The following is a 16,482-nucleotide window of genomic DNA, read 5'->3' as shown; positions in this document are numbered from 1 at the left end:
CCGATGACCGCCCCTTCGATCGTACTGGTTGAGGACGATGCGCCCTTGCGCACGTTGACGTCGCGCGCGTTGCGCGAACATGGCTACCATGTCCGCGCCGCCGCGACCGGCGCCGAAATGTGGGTGCTGCTGGAAAACGAGCCGGCTGACCTCGTGGTGCTGGACATCATGTTGCCGGGCACCAGCGGCATCGATTTGCTGCGCCGCCTGCGCAAGACCAGCGAAGTGCCGGTCATATTCGTCAGCGCGCGGGGCAGCGAAGAGGATCGCGTGCTGGGGCTGGAACTGGGCGCGGACGATTACCTGGCCAAGCCCTTCGGCACGCGTGAACTGATCGCGCGGATCGGCGCGGTGCTGCGCCGCCATGGCGCCCCCACGGATGACGCGGCGGAGCCACGGTCCAGCGAGATCCGCTTCCTGGGCTGGACGCTCTCGGTCGCCCGGCGCGAACTGCGCTCGCCCTCGGGCGCAATCGTCGACCTCACCGGCGCGGAGTTCGATCTGCTTGCGGCTTTCCTCGGCCAGCCGCAGCGCGTGATCGGGCGGGAGCGCTTGATCGAACTGTCGCGCACGCGCCTGGCCGATAGCTCCGACCGCAGCGTGGACGTGCTGGTCAGCCGCCTTCGCCGCAAGCTGTCCGCCGCCGGCGGGCAGGCGCCGATCGTGACCGTGCGGGGCATCGGCTATATGCTGAGCGCCGAGGTGGAGCGCGCTTGAACGGTTTTCGCCGCTTCCTGCAGAAGTTTGGAGGCGGCATGGGATTGCCCGGCCGGCTGCTCGCGATTCTGCTGCTGGTGGCGACGATCGATTTCGTGGCCAATTCGATCGTGCTCGATCGCGCCAACGATTTCGCGCTGCGCGAGGATGATGCCGCGCGCATGGCAGAGCACCTGACCATCGCCTATCGCGTGATCGAACGGACCGAGCCGGCCAACCGCAGCGTTGTGGCGCGCGAACTGAGCACCGAGCGGTTCAGCGTCCGCTGGTCCGCCCAGCCCGACACGCTGCCGACCACGGTCAGCCTGACCCGCCTGCGCGCGCAGGTGCTGGCGTTCGAACCGGACCTGGGCAAGGTTGATCTGCGGATGCACCTGCTGCCCTTGCGCGGGCAAGGGGACATCGGCGGTTCGATGACGCTGTCCGACCGCTCCTACCTCACCTTCCGCACGTTCAGCCGATCCGCCTGGACACTCAACCTGGGGCGGGTGGGGCAGACGGTGCTGCCCACGGCCTTGCTGGCGTTGCTGGCCTGGTTCCTGTTCCGCACCACGCTGCGGCCGCTGGCCACGCTGGTGCAGGCAACGCGCCGGGTCGGCTCGGCGCAGCCGCAGTCGTTGCCCGAGACCGGCCCGGCCGAAGTGCGCGAGCTGATCCACGCGTTCAACGCCATGCAATTGCGCATCCACGAGCTGCTGGCGCGTGGATCGCAGACCCTGCTGGCGATCGGCCACGATCTGCGCACGCCGCTGGCGCGGTTGCAATTGCGGCTGGACAATGCCGGGATCGATCCGGCGGCCCATCAGGAAATGAGCCGCGATATCGACGAGATGCGCGATCTGCTCGCGTCGTTGCAGGTCTTCGTGGAATCGGGGGACGATCGCACCGCGCAGCAGCGCATCGATGTGGCGGCCATGGTGCAGACACTGGTCGATGCCGCATCGGACCGGGGCGCGGATGCGGTCTATGCCGGGCCGGACAGTCTGGACATGGTGGCGCGCCCGGTGGCCGTGCGCCGTTCCGTTTCCAACCTGATCGAGAACGCGCTGCACTATGGCGGCAACGTCCGCGTCGCGGTGCGCGACCGGGGCGATCTTATCGAGATCGAGGTGGCCGATGATGGCCCCGGCATTCCGGACGATCAACTGGAAGAAGTGCTCCAGCCCTTCGTGCGCCTGGATAACGCCCGTTCGCGCGATACGCCAGGGATGGGGTTGGGCTTGCCCATCGTCCACCGCGCAATTCGGTCCGAAAACGGCCGGCTGCATTTGCGCAATGCCCCGCAAGGCGGCCTTCGCGCGACCATCCGTCTGCCACGCGTGCCCGATTGAGCCGCCGTTGCTGCGGAGCAACAATTTCTTACAGTCCTGCGGAACAACGGAAAAACCACCCGCTTAGCTTGGGGACAAGCCCGGAGTGCAAAGAGCCGGGCATCCTCTGTTTTGCAGGAGTTGACCGTGAACGAGCTTATCGGCCGGGTCTTCAGTTTCGAAAAGACCGTGTTCCCCGACAAGGGCGAACTGTTCCACAAGCTGGCGCATCACGGCCAGTCGCCCAAGGCCCTGATGATTTCCTGCGCGGATTCGCGCATCGTGCCGGAGCATATTCTCCAGGCGGAACCGGGCGAACTGTTCGTGTGCCGCAATGCCGGCAACATCGTTCCCCCGTTCGCGACGATGAACGGCGGCGTTTCCTCGACCGTCGAATATGCCGTGGCCGCGCTGGGCGTCAGCGACATCATCGTCTGCGGCCATTCGGACTGCGGCGCGATGAAGGCGCTCTCCGATCCCTCGATGCTCGACGGGATGCCCAACGTCGCGGCCTGGTTGCGCCACGGCGCGGCCGCGGAGCACATTGTCAGCACCGGCTCGCCGCACCTTCACGGGACGGAGCGGGTGCGCGCGCTGAGTCTTGAGAACGTGATCGCGCAGATCAATCACTTGCGCACCCACCCGTCGGTCGCCGCCGCGATCGCGCGGGGCGAAATGGCGCTCCACGGCTGGTTCGTGGACATCCACGCGGGCCAGGTGCTGGGGCTGGACGGCGTGACCGGCCAGTTCGTGCCGATGCGCGAGGATCAGCCGCTTCCCGTCGCCCTGCCGGCCGCGCGCCGCATTTCTGCCGAAGGCCCGCTGGCGGAGGCTGCCGAATGAGCCAGATGGCGGAAAGCCAGACGGTGGGGCGGGGGCCGTTCGCGCACATCGCGCGCGATTTCACCGCGTCGATCGTCGTGTTCCTGGTCGCGATGCCCCTGTGCATGGGCATCGCGATCGCATCCGGCGTGCCGCCCGAAAAGGGACTGGTGACCGGGATCATCGGCGGCATCGTCGTGGGTATGCTGGCGGGGTCGCCCCTGCAGGTAAGTGGCCCGGCGGCGGGCCTTGCCGTGATCGTGTTCGAATTCGTGCGCGATTACGGCATGTCCGCGCTGGGGCCGGTGCTGGTGATCGCGGGTCTGGTCCAGTTCCTGGCGGGCGTCGTGCGCATGGGCGGGTTGTTCCGCGCCATTTCGCCGGCGGTGGTCCACGGGATGCTCGCCGGGATCGGCGCGCTGATCGTGGTCGGGCAGTTCCACATCCTGTTCGACGCCAAGCCGCTGTCCAACGGCATGGAGAACCTGGCTGCCATTCCCGGCCGCGTCCTGGGCCTTGAACCGTGGAGCCTGCGCGCCACCGAATTCGCGCTGATGATCGGCCTGCTCACCATCGGCGTGATGATCGCCTGGGAAAAGCTGCGTCCGGCTTCGCTCAATCTGGTGCCGGCGGCGCTGCTGGGCGTGGTCACGGCCACGCTGGTCGCCTACTTCTTCCAGCTGGACGTGGCGCGCATCCAGGTGCCGGAATCGATCGCGGCGGCGTTCGCCTTGCCCGATACCGGCGTCTTCGGCGTGCTGGCCAATCCCGGCCTGATTGTCACCGCGGTGGCCATCGCCTTCATCGCCAGCGCGGAAACGCTGCTGTCGGCGGCGGCGGTCGACCGGATGCACGATGGCGTGCGCACCGATTACAACAAGGAACTGCGCGCGCAGGGCGTGGGCAACTTCCTGTGCGGCGTGTTCGGTGCGCTGCCGATGACCGGTGTGATCGTCCGCAGTTCCGCCAACGTGCAGGCCGGCGCGAAGACCCGGATGTCCACCGTCTTGCACGGCATCTGGATTCTCGGCTTCGTGGCGCTGCTGCCCTGGCTGCTGCGCGAGGTGCCGATGGCGGCGCTGGGCGCGGTGCTGGTGGTGACCGGCTGGAAGCTGGTGAGCCTCGATCATGTGCGCCACCTGTTCCATGCGCACGGCCTGCTGCCGGCGGCGATCTGGGTCGTCACCTTCGTGCTCGTGGTCGCGACCGACCTGCTGACGGGTGTTCTGGTTGGCCTCGCCATGTCGCTGCTCGAACTGGTGCCCTATCGCCGCAACCTCAAGCTCAAGGTGGACGAGAGCCACGACGAGCATGAATCGCATGTCGCGCTGGAAGGCACGGCCACGTTCCTGAGCCTGACCAAGCTGACGGGCGCGCTGGAGCGCCTGCCGGCCAACCGTCCGGTCCGGCTCGACCTCGATGGCCTGAAGGGCATGGACCACACGACCGCCGAAACGATGAGCGAATGGCTTGCCCGTCGGCGCAAGACCGGCGCGCCGGTTCATGTCGAAGGTTCGGAGGACATCCGCCGCCTTATCGCTGCCGCCGCCTGAAATCCCCGTGGTGGCAGTTGCTTGCGGGGCGTGTTCCGGGAGAACGCGCCCCGTCTTTTTTGTCTGTTCCAGCCGCGCGTGCCGCGCTGCATTCAAGGTCATCGACAAGTGGCAGGTCGCGCGGCATCATTGCCGGATGATCCCGCGCATGCCGTGTCTTGTCCTCGCGCTGGCCTGCGCCGCTATCCCGGTTCCCGCCGCTTTCGCCGCGCCCCCGGCCGCGCAGGCCGCCAGCTTGCAAGATCAGGTGGAGCAGGTTCTCGCCACCGCGCCCGCCGGCACGCGCTTCGGCCTGCTGGTCACGACGGCGGATGGGCGCGAGATCGTGGCGATCAACCCGGACGCGCGTTTCATCCCCGCATCCAACACCAAGCTGTTCACCACGATCGCGGCCTATGCCCTGCTGCCGGGCATCGACGCGCCGGATGCGCAAGGTGGCGCGGCGGTGGCGCTGGAAGCGGGCGGCGACGTGGCGCTCTATGGACACGGCGATGCCCGCCTGTCTTCCGCGCCCGATTGTGCGGAGGATTGCCTCGCCACGTTGGCCGATGCGGTCGCCGCGCGGACGCGCAAGGTCCGCGACGTGATCGGCGACGATCGCTGGTTCCCGGACGAGCGCTGGAGCAGCGGCATGAGCTGGAACAACCAGGTGACCGAATCCGGCACCGGTATCTCCGCGCTCTCGCTGGACGACAACGCGCTGGAACTGGTGGTCCAGGGCGCGGCCGGCGGGCAGACGCCGCAGGCGACGCTGCCCTATTATCGCCTGCGCAACGAAGCCGTGACTCTGGAAGGAGGTACGCGGGCGCTGGCCTTCGACCGCGCGCCGAACGGAGACGAATTGCGGCTGGTTGGCACGATCCCGGCGGGCGTGTCCTGGCGCTATCGCGTCGGGATCGACGATCCCGCGCACTATGCCGCCAGCCGGTTGCGTGCCCTGCTGGAAGCGCGCGGCGTGAAAGTGACCGGCGCCGTCCGCGTGCGCCATCGCCCGGCCACGCCGCTTGACGATCCCCGCCAGCGAGGCACCCGGCCTGTGCCCGCGGCGCCGGAACCCGTGTTCCTGGCACGCCTTTCCCCGCCGGCGCTTGCCGCCGACGTGATGCGGATCAACAAGGACAGCCAGAACCTCCACGCCGAACTGTTGCTGCGGCGGATCGGCAGGCTATCGGGAAGCGGGTCGGTGGCCGATGGACTTGCCGCGCTGCGCGGCGTGCTGGCGCAGGCCGAGGTGCCGCGCGCCGGCTACGACTTTTTCGATGGCTCGGGCATGTCGACCTACAACCGCGCCAGCCCGCGCGCGACGCTGCTGACGTTGCGCTGGGCCGCCGGCCAGCCCTGGGGCGCGGCGTGGCGCGCGACGCTGCCGGTGGGCGGCGTGGATGGCACCCTGAAGAACCGTTTCGCCGCAACGCCGCTGCAGGGCGCGATCTTCGCCAAGACCGGTTCCCTCAACGCCAGCAACGCGCTTTCAGGCTTTCTTCGGGCGGCGAGCGGGCAGGAACTGATCTTCTCGATCTATGCCAACGACGTGCCCGATGGCGTATCCGCCTTGCCCGCGCTGGACCGCGCCGTGCAACTGATCGCGGCCCAGAACTGACGCCTGAACTGATGCCTGAACTGACGGGCGCAAGAGAGCACTTGACCCTCGGGAGCCGACGCCCTCTAAGCGTTTCCGGCTATCGCGAAGGGAGAGATACGCATGTTCACGCACGTGATGTTGGGCAGCAATGACATTGCCCGCTCCAAGAAGTTCTACGACGCCACGTTCGCCGCGTTCGGCGGGCCGGAAGGCGTGACCGACCCCAAGGGCCGGCTCATCTACCAGCACAACGGGGGCATCTTCATCCTGACCCTTCCGATCGATGGGAAGCCTGCCTGCTTCGCCAACGGCGGGACCGTCGGTTTCGGGATGACGCCGGACCAGGCGAATGCATGGCATGCCGCTGGCGTGGCCAATGGCGGCACGGCGTGCGAAGACCCGCCGGGACCGCGCGAAGGCAGCCCGTACTACCTCGCCTATCTGCGCGATCCGGACGGCAACAAGCTGTGCGCGCTGCACGTTCTGGGCTGACCGGATGACGCTTGAGACGGTTTCGACGAGCAAGGCGCACGGCGGCACGCTGGGTGTCTATGCGCACGCTTCGACCGCGACGGGGACGGGAATGACCTTTTCGGTCTTCCTGCCCCCGCAGGCAGAAGCAGTGGCGGGCGCCAAGCTGCCGGTGTTGATCTACCTTTCGGGGCTGACCTGCACGCATGCGAACGTCACCGACAAGGGCGAATACCGCAAGGCCTGCGCCGAACGCGGCATCGTCTTCGTTGCACCCGATACCTCGCCGCGTGGCGAGGGCGTGGCCGACGATCCCGCGGGCGCTTATGATTTCGGGCTGGGTGCGGGCTTCTACGTCAACGCCACGCAGGCGCCGTTCGCGCCGCATTACCGGATGTGGGATTACGTCGCCGAGGAGCTGCCGGCGCTGCTGGCGGCGAACTTCCCTGTCGATCTCGATCGCATGGGCATTACCGGGCATTCGATGGGCGGCCATGGGGCGCTGACGCTGGGCCTGACCTATCCGGACAAGTTCAAGTCGCTGTCGGCCTTCGCGCCGATTGTCGCGCCGGGGCAAGTGCCGTGGGGCCACAAGGCGCTGGGCGGCTATCTGGGTGAGGACAGGGCCGCGTGGCGCGCGCACGATGCGACCGCGCTGGTCGAGGACGGCAGGCGTCCGGCGGGCGACATTCTCGTTGATCAGGGCGGTGCGGACCAGTTCCTCGCCGAACAGCTTCGGCCCGAACTGTTCGAGGCGGCCTGCAAGGCGGCGGACGTGGCGCTCACGCTGCGGATGCAGCCAGGCTACGACCACAGCTACAACTTCATTTCCACCTTCATGGAAGACCACGTGCGCTGGCACGCGGAACGGCTTTAGGTCGCGCTATCCTGTCCCCCTTCCGTAACGGGAGGAGGACAGGGCCATCCGGGCCTATTGGCGCACGTCTTTCGCCACGGCATCGAGCAGGCCGTTGACGAACTTCGCCTCGCGCTCCTCGAAAAAGGCGTGGGCGACATCGACGTATTCGGTGATGACCGTGCCGACGTTCACGTCGCGCCGGGCCAGCAGCTCGTAGGTGCCGGCGCGCAGCACCTGGTGCATCGTGCGATCCAGCCGCGAGAGCGACCAGCCCTGTGCGAGACGCGCGGTGAGCAGGCCGTCGATCTCGTCGCGGCGGGCGTCCACGCCCTTCACGATATCGTCGAAAAAGCTCACGTCGGCAGCGAGATACTCGACGTCCTCGATCTCCGCGCCCAGCCGGTGCTGGTGGAATTCGTCCAGCAGCAGCCGCAGCTCGGGCTTTTCCATCTCAAGCTGATAGAGCGCCTGCACCGCCGCCAGGCGAGCGGCGGAACGGGCCTGGCCCGGCGCGCGGCCGTTGCGGACGGTCATATGCCGAGCCTCAGTTCGATCGAGCGGGCATGGGCGGTCAGCCCTTCGGCGTTGGCAAGTTGAATGGCGGCGTGGCCGACGGCATCGAGACCGGCGTCACTCACCGCAATGAAGCTGGTGCGTTTCATGAAATCCAGAACAGAAAGGCCCGACGAGAAGCGCGCGCGGCGCCCGGTGGGCAGGACATGGTTGGGGCCGGCGACGTAATCGCCGATGGCCTCGGGCGTGTTACGTCCGAGGAAGACGGAGCCGGCATGGCGAATCTGGGCGAACAGCGCTTCGGGATCGTCAGTCGCGATCTCGACGTGTTCGGCGGCAAGGCGATTGGCGAGGGCGGGGGCCTCGTCCAGCGAATCGACGACGATGATAACGCCGTGCGCGTCCCAGCTGGCCTTGGCGACCTTGGCCTTGGGCAGCATGGCGATCTCCACCCCCACCATGTCGGCCACCATGTCGGCGAACTTCGCATCGTCGGTAATCAGGATCGATTGCGCGGCAGGGTCGTGCTCGGCCTGGCTGAGCAGATCGGCGGCGATCCACTGCGGATCATTCTTCGCGTCGGCGATCACGAGGATTTCGGATGGGCCGGCCACCATGTCGATCCCGACCACGCCGTAGAGCTGACGCTTGGCTTCGGCCACCCAGGCATTGCCGGGGCCGGTGATGACGTCCACGGGCCGGATGCGCGCGGTGCCATAGGCCAGCGCGGCGATGGCCTGCGCGCCGCCCACGCGCCAGACCTCGTCCACCCCGGCAAGGTGCGCGGCGGCCAGCACCAGCGGATTGATCTCGCCCTTGGGGGTGGGCGTGGCGATGACTAGCCGCTCCACGCCCGCGACCTTGGCGGGAATGGCGTTCATCAGCAGGGACGATGGATAGGCGGCGCGGCCGCCCGGCACGTAAAGCCCCGCGCCATCTACCGCCCGCCACTTCGCGCCGAGCCGGATGCCGGCATCATCGACGTAGTCGCGATCCTGCGGCCGTTGTGCCTCGTGGTAGGTGCGGATGCGCTGGGCGGCCAGTTCCAGCGCGGCGCGCAAGTCTGGCGCCAGCGTCTCGAACGCGTCGCGGCACGCCTCGGGCGCGATGCGCCAGTCGTCATCGCCGGGCAGGTGGTTGTCGAACCGCTCGGTATATTCGGCCAGCGCCGCATCGCCGCGCAGGCGCACGTCCTCGATGATCGTCTGCACGTCGCGCGCGACGTTCTCGTCGCTTTCGCGCCGGTCCTTGACCAGCCGGGTGAAGGCCCTGCCGAAATCGGGATCGCTGGACTTGAGCCGGAGCATCAGGCCGCCTTCCTTTCCGCCACCAGCGCGCGAAACGCATCGATCAGGCCGCCCAGCCGGGCGCTGTCGGTCTTCAGCGCGGCGCGGTTGACGATCAGCCGCGCCGAAACCGGCATGATCCGGCTGGTTTCGACAAGGCCGTTGTCCTTCAGCGTGCGGCCGGTGGAAACGAGGTCCACGATGCGGCTGGCCAGCCCCAGCGAGGGCGCCAGCTCCATCGCGCCGTTGAGCTTCACCACTTCGGCCTGCACGCCCAGCTTCTCGAAGTGCCGCCGCGTGAGGTTGGGATACTTGGTGGCGACGCGGGCATGGCTTTCGCGGGCCACGTCCGCCGCCCCGTCCACCGCGACCGGCTCGGCCACGGAAAGCCGGCAATGCCCGATGTCGAGATCGACCGGCGCGTAAAGATCGGCATAGTCGAACTCATCGATCACGTCGGACCCGACGATGCCGGCCTGCGCCGCGCCATGCGCCACGAACGTCGCCACGTCGAAGGCGCGGACGCGGATGATCTTCACGTCCGGCTGGTTCGTCGCGAAGCTCAGCGCGCGGGAGTTCTTGTCATGGAACTCCGCCTCGGGCACCACCCCGGCTTGCGCGAGCAGGGGCAACGCTTCATCGAGGATGCGGCCCTTGGGCAGGGCGAAGACGAGCTGCGAAGCGGTCGGTGCGGCTGGAGTCATAACCGGCCGCCCATATGGCGAGCGGGCGCAAAGGGCAAGGAGAGCTGGCGATGACAGGCAAATATGAATTCGTCGATATGCAGGCGACGGGCATGGATGCCATCGCCACCGCCTTCGCCAACCAGGTCTCCTATTGCCTGAATGCCGACGCGCCGGTGACCGCGCGGGTCTGCGCCGCAGTGGCGCAACTGCTGGAGCGCGGGGAACGCGGGCCGCTGCTCGACCGGATTCGCGGGTGGCAGGGCGCGCCGCTGGCCGATGCGCTGCCGTTGCGCGTGGCGGGCGCGCTTCATGGGCTGCACCTGTCCGGCCGCGCGCCTGCGCTGGCCGCACTCTATGCCGGGGCGCAGGACATCGACGACGCGGCGATCATTGCAGGGGTGATCGTCGCGCATGACGCGGACCTTCAGCCCTGGCTCGACGGACCGCCGCAGACCAACGAGGCAGGGCGCTCCGCCAATTTCGTCGCGGCGATGCTGTGGCTGGCCGAACAAGGCCTGCCGCCGCGCTTCCAGTGCCTGGAAATCGGATCGAGCGGCGGGATCAATCTGATGCTGGCGCGCTACCACTATGCGCTGGGCGGCGTGAACGTGGGGCCGGAGCCGGGCGCGTTGCGGATCGCCCCCGTATGGCAGGGCGCGCCACCGCCGGCGCGCGCCATCGAGATCGCGTCCACGCGCGGCTGCGACGTCGCCCCGGTCGATCTGGCGGACCCGGCGCAGGCCCTGCGGCTCAAGGCGTTCGTCTGGCCGGAAATGACCGAGCGTTTCCAGCGGCTGGAAGCGGCCATCGATGCCGCGCGCGCCGCTCCGCCCGATCTGGTGAAGATGAACGCCGCCGATTTCGTCGAGGCGGAACTCGCCAGGCCGCAAGCAGCGGGCACCACGCGCGTGCTGATGCATTCGATCGTCTGGCAATATGTGCCCGGCGACCAGCAGGAGCGCGTTACCGCCGCCATGGAGGCGGCCGGTGCGCGCGCTTCGGCGGAGAGGGCGCTGGCGTGGATAGCACTCGAGGCCAACCGCGAAATTCACCTGCACGAACTCGTCGTGCGCTATTGGCCGGGCGACGGCGCCCCGCGCATGCTGGCGCGGGCGCATCCGCACGGGACGTCGATCGACTGGCGCGGCTGAAGCGGCTGGCGAAAGCCGGTGACCGGGTTCAGCCCCGCGCGAACCGGCTTTTCCAGCCGCCGTGATAGGAGCCCCATTCCCACACCGCCACCACGGCAAGCACGAGGACGCTCACGCCGACGAAGGCCAGCGCCAGAGGATGCATCAGCCATGCCCACAGGCCCGCCACGGCGAGCAGAAAGCAGCCTGCCAGATGCGACGGCGGGAAGACCCTGAGCGGGCTGGAGAAGCGTTTGAACAGGCCGTTGCCGAGCAGATAGACCAGAAGCCCGCCGCATTGCGTCAGCACCAGTCCCGGCTCCGTGTGACCAGCCGGTTCTTCGAGCAGCAGCGCGTCGGCCACGGCGCTGACGACGATTCCGGCCACGATTGGCATGTGCAGGTAGGTGTAGGCCGCGCGCGCGACCTTGCCCGCTTCGGCGTGGTGCTCGATGTGCTCCGCCCCGCGCTGCGCACCCGTGTCGAAATAGATCCACCACATCAGCACGGAACCCACGAAGGCGAGCAGAAACGCCAGCACATGCGCGGGATCATGGGTAGCCTCGGCGAAGTTCGCGCCGGTCACGACAATGCCTTCGCCCAGCGCGATGATGACGATCAGCCCGCCGCGTTCGGCCATGTGGCTGCCCGAGATGTTCCAGTCGCCCGGAGTCGAACGGCCCAGTCCGGGCGTGCGGAACCACATCACCGGTCCCAGATATTCGATCAGCAGCGCGGCGAACCACAGCGCGATCCGCGTGCCGTGCGGATCGGCCAGCGCCCCTGCGATCCACAGCGGCGCGGGCAAGGCGAACCAGAACGCTATGCGTACCATGTTGCGCGCGGCCCCGCGGTCCTCGCCATGCATGATCGCGATCGTCATCAGCGAGCGCCCGAGCTGGACGGCGACGTAGCTCGCCGCGAACAGCAGGCCGGTTTCGCCAAACGCATCGGGCAGGGCGACCGAAACCAGCAGGCTGCCCAGCATTACCGCGATCAGCATCAACCGCACCGGCCCGCGTTCCGGATCGGTCCAGTTGGTGACCCAGGCGGTGTAGATCCACGCCCACCACACCGCCAGGAACAGGCAGGCCGCTTCCAGCAGCCCCATCCACGAAAGATGGTGCAGCAAGGTGTGCGAAAGCTGCGTGATCGCGAAGACGTAAACGAGATCGAAGAACAGTTCGAGGTTGCTTACCGGGGCGTGCCCACCGCCATGATTGCGCATCAGCGGGCGCTTGCCGGAGTGGGCTTGCTCGTGCTGTTCAGCCATCGGACCTCTTGAATTCGGTACGGGCGAAGAAGCTGTCGATCGCCGCGTTCACTTCCTCGGGCGCTTCCCATGGCACGAAGTGCCCGCAATCGGGAATCCTTTCGATCGTCAGATCGGGGATACCGGACTCCAGCCCTTCGAGATTGGCGGGCGGCAGTGCCAGATCGTCGAGCGCCCAGATCACCAGCGTCGGGATGTTGAGCGGTGGCAGCGGCGGCGGCGTGAAGCCGTCTGGCAGCGCATAGGGCGCGTCGAGCGGGGGCACGTCGATGGGGCTGCCGCGATACCAGTTGAGCATCGCGATGCTCGCGTCGGCATCCTGCCAGTCCCGCATCAATGCATCGCGTTCTTCCGGCTCCATCACTGGCGACCGCTTCCAGTCGAGCGCCTTCATCAGCAGCGCGGCAAGGCCATGTTCGCGCACCAGCGCGTCGTTCGCCCGATCGCGGAAGGCGCGCATGTATTGGCTGGCCGCGCGTTGGACGGGATCGAGATAGAGCAGCTTCTGGAACACACCGGGGTGCGGGGCGTTGGCGATCACCGCGCGCGTCACGCGCGTGCCCTGGCCCATCAGCGCCACGCCCCAGGCGATCGCGCCGCCCCAGTCGTGGCCGAGCACGGTGAACTTGTCGACGCCCAGCGCGTCCGCCAGCAGGAAGATGTCGCCGATCAGCTTGTCCGGCGTGTAGTTTTCGACGCCTTCGGGCTTGGACGATCCGCGATAACCGCGCTGGTCGGGCGCGATGCAGCGATAGCGCGCCGAAAGATGCGCAACCTGGTGGCGCCAGGTGCGGTGCGATTCGGGAAAGCCGTGCAGGAAGATCAGGACCGGGGCATCCCTTGGCCCCACGTCCGCCACGTCCAATTCGATTCCGTTGGCAAGCGTGATCCGCTGCTGTTCCATGCTCGTTACCCCTCCCGTTGCATCTTTTCCGCGTAACCGGCGGCCATCATCGCGGCGACCTGGTCAAACAGCGCGTCGGGCGTGCGGCGCAGCTCGCCCATCTGCTGCTCGATCCCGCGCGCGATCACGATTTCGCGTTCATCGCGCAGGATTGCCGCCAGCATCTCGGCAACGGCCTCTTCCGGCGCGATGCCGTTCTCGATCGCGTGATCGCTGGCACCGCGCAGACTGCCATCGGCGGTCATCGCGTTGCGCGATACGTTGGTGCGGACCGAACCCGGCGCAATGACGTGAACCTTCAGCCCCAGGTGCGCGGTTTCGGCGCGCAAGGCGTCGGCATAGCCGATCAGGCCGAACTTGGCGGCACAATAGGCTGTCCGCATCGGCACGCCGACCTTTCCGGCGACGCTCGACATCATGACAAAACGACCTTCGCCCCGCTCCGCCATGCGCGGCAGCAGGGCTTGCGTCAGCGCGATGGGGGCCAGCAGGTCGATGCCCACGATATGTTCATAGACCGAAAACGCGGTATCAACGGCCAGCGAACGCTGGCTGAGCCCGGCATTGTTGACCAGCATGTCCACGCCGCCGCTTCTTGCCAGCGCCCATTCCCACGCGGCGGCCACGGCCGCATCGCGCGCGTCCGCATCGCCGACATCGAAAGGCAGCACCAACGCATTCCCGCAATCGGCCGCCACTTCTTCAAGCGCGGCGGCGTTACGGCCGGACAGGATCAGATGCGCGCCGTCCTTCGCCAGCGCCCGCGCCATCGCGGCGCCGATGCCGGAGGATGCGCCTGTGATCCACACGGTTTGTCCGTTGAACGTCATCCTCTCCGCTTCCTCTCGTTATCCGATCCCGCGATTCTGCATGGCGCGGCTTTGTCAGGCCGATGGTTCCCCGCTGGCGCCGTCGCGGTCAAGCAGATCGAGCAGTTCGGGCGGGAATATCCGTTCGGGCCAAGCGGCAAGCTCGGCCCTGTCGAACCAGCGGTGCTCGCACATCAGCCGGCGCTCCAGTTCCGTATGGCCGCTGGTATCGATCGCGGCAGCGGACACGCGGATGCGGAAATAGCGCTCGTCCGCCGTGACGGGTTCGCCGTCGAAGGTCACGAAATCGTTGCCGCGCGCGGCGATCACCGGGCCGGGATCGGCGACGATGCCGGTTTCCTCCAGCAGTTCGCGCCGGGCCGCGTCGGCCCAGTCCTCGCCCGGATCGCATTCGCCACCCGGCGTGGCCCAGAATGGGCTGCGGCCTTCGGGCGTAAAGCGGAACAGCAACAGCCGGTCATCGGTATCGAACAGCAGGATGCGCGCCGCCCTGCGGATGCGCCGCGCCGTGGCGCTTGCCGTCATTCGCCGGGCGCCCGGGCCTTGATGGCCAGCGCGTGGACGCGTTGCCCCGGCAGATCGCCCAGCGCGCGGTTGACCATGCGCTGGCGCTCCAGCCGGGAAACGCCGGCAAAGGCCGCGCTTTCGATCTCGACGGTGAAATGCGATTCGCCCGACCCGTCGTGTCCAGCATGGCCATGGTGGCTGGCGCTGTCGTTGATCACCGCAAGCCGTAGCGGAAGGAAGGCTTCTTTCAGCCTCTGTTCGATTTCCTGTGCGATCGGTCCTGTCATGTCTTCCGTTTTAGCGCGTCAGGCACCATGTGAAAGCCCAATGAGGCAAGACAAGTTTCACGGCCGCGTCCACAATGCAGGGCGCCTTTGCAATGCCCCCGGCTGCGACCAGCCGGGAGAATTCCGCGCACCCGGCGTGCGCGCTTCGGGCTTCGACGGCCCCGGCGATTACCGCTGGTTCTGCCTCGATCACGTCCGCGCGTTCAACGCCGGCTATGATTTCTTCGCCGGCATGACGCCCGACGAGATTCTGGCCGCGCAATCACCGCTTGCCGGGTGGGACACGCATTCCCGCGCGTTCCGGCCCGATGCGGGCATCGATGCCGCGCCGCGCTGGGCGGACTTCGCCGATCCGCTGGAGGCAATCGCGGCGCGGGCGAAGGCGCGCCGTCAGGATCACCGCAACGCGCAGGAAGCCGCGCAGCGCGGTATCGGCCCTGAAGAACGCGCGGCTTACGAGGTGCTGGGGCTGGCTTTCGATGCCGATCGCCGGGCGCTACGATCGCGCTATTCGGAACTGGTCCGGCGCTATCATCCCGATCGCAACGGTGGCGACCGCAGCCACGAAGGACGGCTGCAGCAGGTGGTAGAAGCCTACAACCGGCTCAAGGCGACGCGGGCCTTCGCCTGAACCGCTTTACGGCTGCGTGGGCGCGGCTGGCGGGGCGGCGGGAGCCTCCGTCGGCGCTGGCACCGTCGCGGCAGGGGCGGGCGGCGCGCTTGCTTCCGGTGCTGGCGCAGGCGCTGGGGCGGGCACTGCCGGGGTCTTGGGCGCGAACGAGGACGGATCGGGAACCGGCGTGATCTTGCCGTGCAGCGCGTCGATCTCCGCCTGCCGCATCGCCAGATAATACGTCCGCGTCGCGGCGTAAGGGTCTTTGGCTTCGATGTTCAGTTTGCGCAGCGTATCGTCGAACTCCACGCGGTAGTCGAGCGAGCGCACCACGCTGGCGCCGATCGAATAGGCGGGATGCTTGAATGGCCCGCGCACCAGCGTGGGGATGAAGGCGCGATCGAAGAACAGGCCGATGCCGTCGCGCAGCGTGGTTGGCCCCACGATCGGCAGGAAGGCATAAGGGCCGGGGCCGATGCCGTAGTAGCCCATCGTGTTGGCGAAGCCGTTGTGGCGATAGGGAAGGTGGAACGGCTTGCGCTTGGCAACGTCGAACAGGCCGCCGATGCCGAGCGTGGAGTTGATCATGAAGCGGCCCAGCGTCTTCAGCGCGCTGTGCGGCTTCAACTGGAGCACGAAGTTCACGAACGCGACCGGTTCGTCCAGGTTGTAAAGCACGTTGTGCAGGCCATCGCGGAGCGGGCCGGGCAAGCCATCGCGATAGACGCTGGCGACGGGCGCGACGAAGGCCTTGTCAACGCCCTGGACCACTTCGTACGATTTCTCGTTGATGTTCTCGAACGGATCGGTGGGTGAGGGGCGACGCTTTGCCTCCACGGTAATGGCGTTCGGATCGGCCTTGGGGGGTGGGGCGGCGGACGCTTGCGCGGTCGCTCCCTGCGCCGTTGTCGATACGACGACGGGCGCCGTGGCATCGTCCCCTGGCACCTGCGGCGCGGCAGCCTCGACCGATGGGTCCGGGGTTTCAGATGCGAACGAGGCGTTGGCCAGCAGGAGCACGGTAGCGGAAACGGGAACGATCAAAATGCAGTCCTGTCGAGCGTTGGTAGGCGCAAGTATCATCAACGGCTGCCCCCGTCCCGATGATCGACCTGCAAGGTGCCATTCTGACACCAGTT

At 67.6% G+C, this 16,482-nt stretch carries 18 protein-coding genes; 9 read left to right on the top strand and 9 right to left on the bottom strand.

Annotated features, from left to right (window positions below):
• The first annotated feature begins 3 nt into the window (after positions 1–3).
• The 7 genes from F1640_RS05290 to fghA all read left to right on the top strand — a co-directional run bounded on the left by F1640_RS05290 (position 4) and on the right by fghA (position 7,332).
• The gene (locus F1640_RS05290) at positions 4–717 is read left to right on the top strand and encodes a response regulator transcription factor (RefSeq protein ID WP_124808394.1); all 714 of its coding nucleotides are present in this window, start codon (positions 4–6) and stop codon (positions 715–717) included.
• Positions 714–2,048 (top strand): ATP-binding protein, encoded by a 1,335-nt coding sequence (locus F1640_RS05285; protein ID WP_233497838.1) that lies wholly within the window; start codon positions 714–716, stop codon positions 2,046–2,048. The genes F1640_RS05290 and F1640_RS05285 overlap by 4 nt, the downstream gene beginning before the upstream one ends.
• A gap of 126 nt (positions 2,049–2,174) precedes the next feature.
• Positions 2,175–2,870 (top strand): carbonic anhydrase, encoded by a 696-nt coding sequence (locus tag F1640_RS05280; RefSeq protein ID WP_124808395.1) that lies wholly within the window; start codon positions 2,175–2,177, stop codon positions 2,868–2,870.
• Positions 2,867–4,402 (top strand): SulP family inorganic anion transporter, encoded by a 1,536-nt coding sequence (locus tag F1640_RS05275; protein ID WP_124808396.1) that lies wholly within the window; start codon positions 2,867–2,869, stop codon positions 4,400–4,402. The genes F1640_RS05280 and F1640_RS05275 overlap by 4 nt, the downstream gene beginning before the upstream one ends.
• A 148-nt stretch (positions 4,403–4,550) precedes the next feature.
• On the top strand, positions 4,551–6,002 hold the full coding sequence (gene dacB / locus F1640_RS05270) for a D-alanyl-D-alanine carboxypeptidase/D-alanyl-D-alanine-endopeptidase (protein ID WP_194918103.1): 1,452 nt from the start codon (positions 4,551–4,553) through the stop codon (positions 6,000–6,002).
• 102 nt (positions 6,003–6,104) lie between these two features.
• A complete protein-coding gene (locus F1640_RS05265; RefSeq protein WP_124808397.1) occupies positions 6,105–6,476 on the top strand; it encodes a VOC family protein in 372 nt (123 codons plus the stop codon).
• Between the two features lie 4 nt (positions 6,477–6,480).
• A complete protein-coding gene (fghA, locus tag F1640_RS05260; protein ID WP_194918101.1) occupies positions 6,481–7,332 on the top strand; it encodes an S-formylglutathione hydrolase in 852 nt (283 codons plus the stop codon).
• Positions 7,333–7,386: 54 nt separating this feature from the next.
• Here fghA and nusB read toward each other — a convergent pair whose 3' ends face one another.
• From nusB to hisG, 3 genes are read right to left on the bottom strand one after another with little or no spacing between them, the layout of a single operon-like run.
• Entirely contained in the window at positions 7,387–7,848 is a 462-nt protein-coding gene (gene nusB / locus F1640_RS05255) for a transcription antitermination factor NusB (RefSeq protein WP_124808399.1), read from the bottom strand.
• Positions 7,845–9,134, bottom strand: a complete 1,290-nt coding sequence (hisD, locus tag F1640_RS05250; protein ID WP_194918099.1) for a histidinol dehydrogenase — start codon at positions 9,132–9,134, stop codon at positions 7,845–7,847. The genes nusB and hisD overlap by 4 nt, the downstream gene beginning before the upstream one ends.
• Positions 9,134–9,817, bottom strand: coding sequence for an ATP phosphoribosyltransferase (gene hisG, locus F1640_RS05245; protein ID WP_125956671.1), 684 nt, complete (start codon positions 9,815–9,817; stop codon positions 9,134–9,136). The genes hisD and hisG overlap by 1 nt, the downstream gene beginning before the upstream one ends.
• Positions 9,818–9,867: 50 nt before the next feature.
• On the opposite strand from hisG, the gene F1640_RS05240 reads away from it, so the two are divergent.
• Complete coding sequence (locus F1640_RS05240; protein WP_194918097.1) at positions 9,868–10,950, top strand: DUF2332 domain-containing protein; 1,083 nt, start codon at positions 9,868–9,870, stop codon at positions 10,948–10,950.
• Between the two features lie 28 nt (positions 10,951–10,978).
• Here the strand turns inward: F1640_RS05240 and F1640_RS05235 are convergent, their stop codons facing one another.
• Genes F1640_RS05235 through F1640_RS05215 form a run of 5 tightly spaced genes read right to left on the bottom strand, consistent with a single transcriptional unit; the run spans position 10,979 to position 14,730 of the window.
• Positions 10,979–12,202, bottom strand: coding sequence for a low temperature requirement protein A (locus tag F1640_RS05235; protein ID WP_206694634.1), 1,224 nt, complete (start codon positions 12,200–12,202; stop codon positions 10,979–10,981).
• Positions 12,195–13,106: an alpha/beta fold hydrolase gene (locus F1640_RS05230; protein WP_194918096.1), complete on the bottom strand. Its 912-nt coding sequence runs from the start codon at positions 13,104–13,106 to the stop codon at positions 12,195–12,197. Before F1640_RS05230 ends, F1640_RS05235 begins: the two co-directional genes overlap by 8 nt.
• A 5-nt stretch (positions 13,107–13,111) precedes the next feature.
• The gene (locus F1640_RS05225; protein ID WP_194918094.1) at positions 13,112–13,936 is read right to left on the bottom strand and encodes an SDR family NAD(P)-dependent oxidoreductase; all 825 of its coding nucleotides are present in this window, start codon (positions 13,934–13,936) and stop codon (positions 13,112–13,114) included.
• 54 nt (positions 13,937–13,990) lie between these two features.
• Positions 13,991–14,461 carry an NUDIX hydrolase gene (locus tag F1640_RS05220; protein WP_124808406.1) on the bottom strand — a complete coding sequence of 157 codons (471 nt, stop codon included), beginning with the start codon at positions 14,459–14,461 and terminating at the stop codon, positions 13,991–13,993.
• Positions 14,458–14,730 carry a BolA family transcriptional regulator gene (locus F1640_RS05215; RefSeq protein ID WP_124808407.1) on the bottom strand — a complete coding sequence of 91 codons (273 nt, stop codon included), beginning with the start codon at positions 14,728–14,730 and terminating at the stop codon, positions 14,458–14,460. Before F1640_RS05215 ends, F1640_RS05220 begins: the two co-directional genes overlap by 4 nt.
• A 40-nt stretch (positions 14,731–14,770) precedes the next feature.
• Between F1640_RS05215 and F1640_RS05210 the strand changes: the two genes are divergently transcribed.
• The gene (locus tag F1640_RS05210) at positions 14,771–15,361 is read left to right on the top strand and encodes a J domain-containing protein (protein WP_124808408.1); all 591 of its coding nucleotides are present in this window, start codon (positions 14,771–14,773) and stop codon (positions 15,359–15,361) included.
• 6 nt (positions 15,362–15,367) lie between these two features.
• Here the strand turns inward: F1640_RS05210 and F1640_RS05205 are convergent, their stop codons facing one another.
• Positions 15,368–16,387, bottom strand: a complete 1,020-nt coding sequence (locus tag F1640_RS05205; RefSeq protein ID WP_194918092.1) for an MlaA family lipoprotein — start codon at positions 16,385–16,387, stop codon at positions 15,368–15,370.
• Positions 16,388–16,482: the final 95 nt, after the last annotated feature.

The sequence above is a fragment of the Novosphingobium sp. NBM11 genome (genome assembly GCF_015390225.1).
Taxonomy (GTDB): Bacteria; Pseudomonadota; Alphaproteobacteria; order Sphingomonadales; family Sphingomonadaceae; genus Novosphingobium.
Note: the sequence above shows the minus strand (reverse complement) of the source record. Positions and strands in the feature narration are given on the sequence as shown.

Excerpts from the sequence above, each read along its gene's own strand:
- F1640_RS05230 (WP_194918096.1), bottom strand. The coding sequence starts at position 13,106 with ATGGAACAGCAGCGGATCACGCTTGCCAACGGAATCGAATTGGACGTG.
- dacB (WP_194918103.1), top strand. The coding sequence starts at position 4,551 with ATGCCGTGTCTTGTCCTCGCGCTGGCCTGCGCCGCTATCCCGGTTCCC.
- hisD (WP_194918099.1), bottom strand. The coding sequence starts at position 9,134 with ATGCTCCGGCTCAAGTCCAGCGATCCCGATTTCGGCAGGGCCTTCACC.
- nusB (WP_124808399.1), bottom strand. The coding sequence starts at position 7,848 with ATGACCGTCCGCAACGGCCGCGCGCCGGGCCAGGCCCGTTCCGCCGCT.
- F1640_RS05215 (WP_124808407.1), bottom strand. The coding sequence starts at position 14,730 with ATGACAGGACCGATCGCACAGGAAATCGAACAGAGGCTGAAAGAAGCC.
- F1640_RS05265 (WP_124808397.1), top strand. The coding sequence starts at position 6,105 with ATGTTCACGCACGTGATGTTGGGCAGCAATGACATTGCCCGCTCCAAG.
- F1640_RS05240 (WP_194918097.1), top strand. The coding sequence starts at position 9,868 with ATGACAGGCAAATATGAATTCGTCGATATGCAGGCGACGGGCATGGAT.
- F1640_RS05235 (WP_206694634.1), bottom strand. The coding sequence starts at position 12,202 with ATGGCTGAACAGCACGAGCAAGCCCACTCCGGCAAGCGCCCGCTGATG.
- F1640_RS05220 (WP_124808406.1), bottom strand. The coding sequence starts at position 14,461 with ATGACGGCAAGCGCCACGGCGCGGCGCATCCGCAGGGCGGCGCGCATC.
- hisG (WP_125956671.1), bottom strand. The coding sequence starts at position 9,817 with ATGACTCCAGCCGCACCGACCGCTTCGCAGCTCGTCTTCGCCCTGCCC.
- F1640_RS05290 (WP_124808394.1), top strand. The coding sequence starts at position 4 with ATGACCGCCCCTTCGATCGTACTGGTTGAGGACGATGCGCCCTTGCGC.
- F1640_RS05210 (WP_124808408.1), top strand. The coding sequence starts at position 14,771 with ATGAGGCAAGACAAGTTTCACGGCCGCGTCCACAATGCAGGGCGCCTT.
- F1640_RS05275 (WP_124808396.1), top strand. The coding sequence starts at position 2,867 with ATGAGCCAGATGGCGGAAAGCCAGACGGTGGGGCGGGGGCCGTTCGCG.
- fghA (WP_194918101.1), top strand. The coding sequence starts at position 6,481 with ATGACGCTTGAGACGGTTTCGACGAGCAAGGCGCACGGCGGCACGCTG.
- F1640_RS05225 (WP_194918094.1), bottom strand. The coding sequence starts at position 13,936 with ATGACGTTCAACGGACAAACCGTGTGGATCACAGGCGCATCCTCCGGC.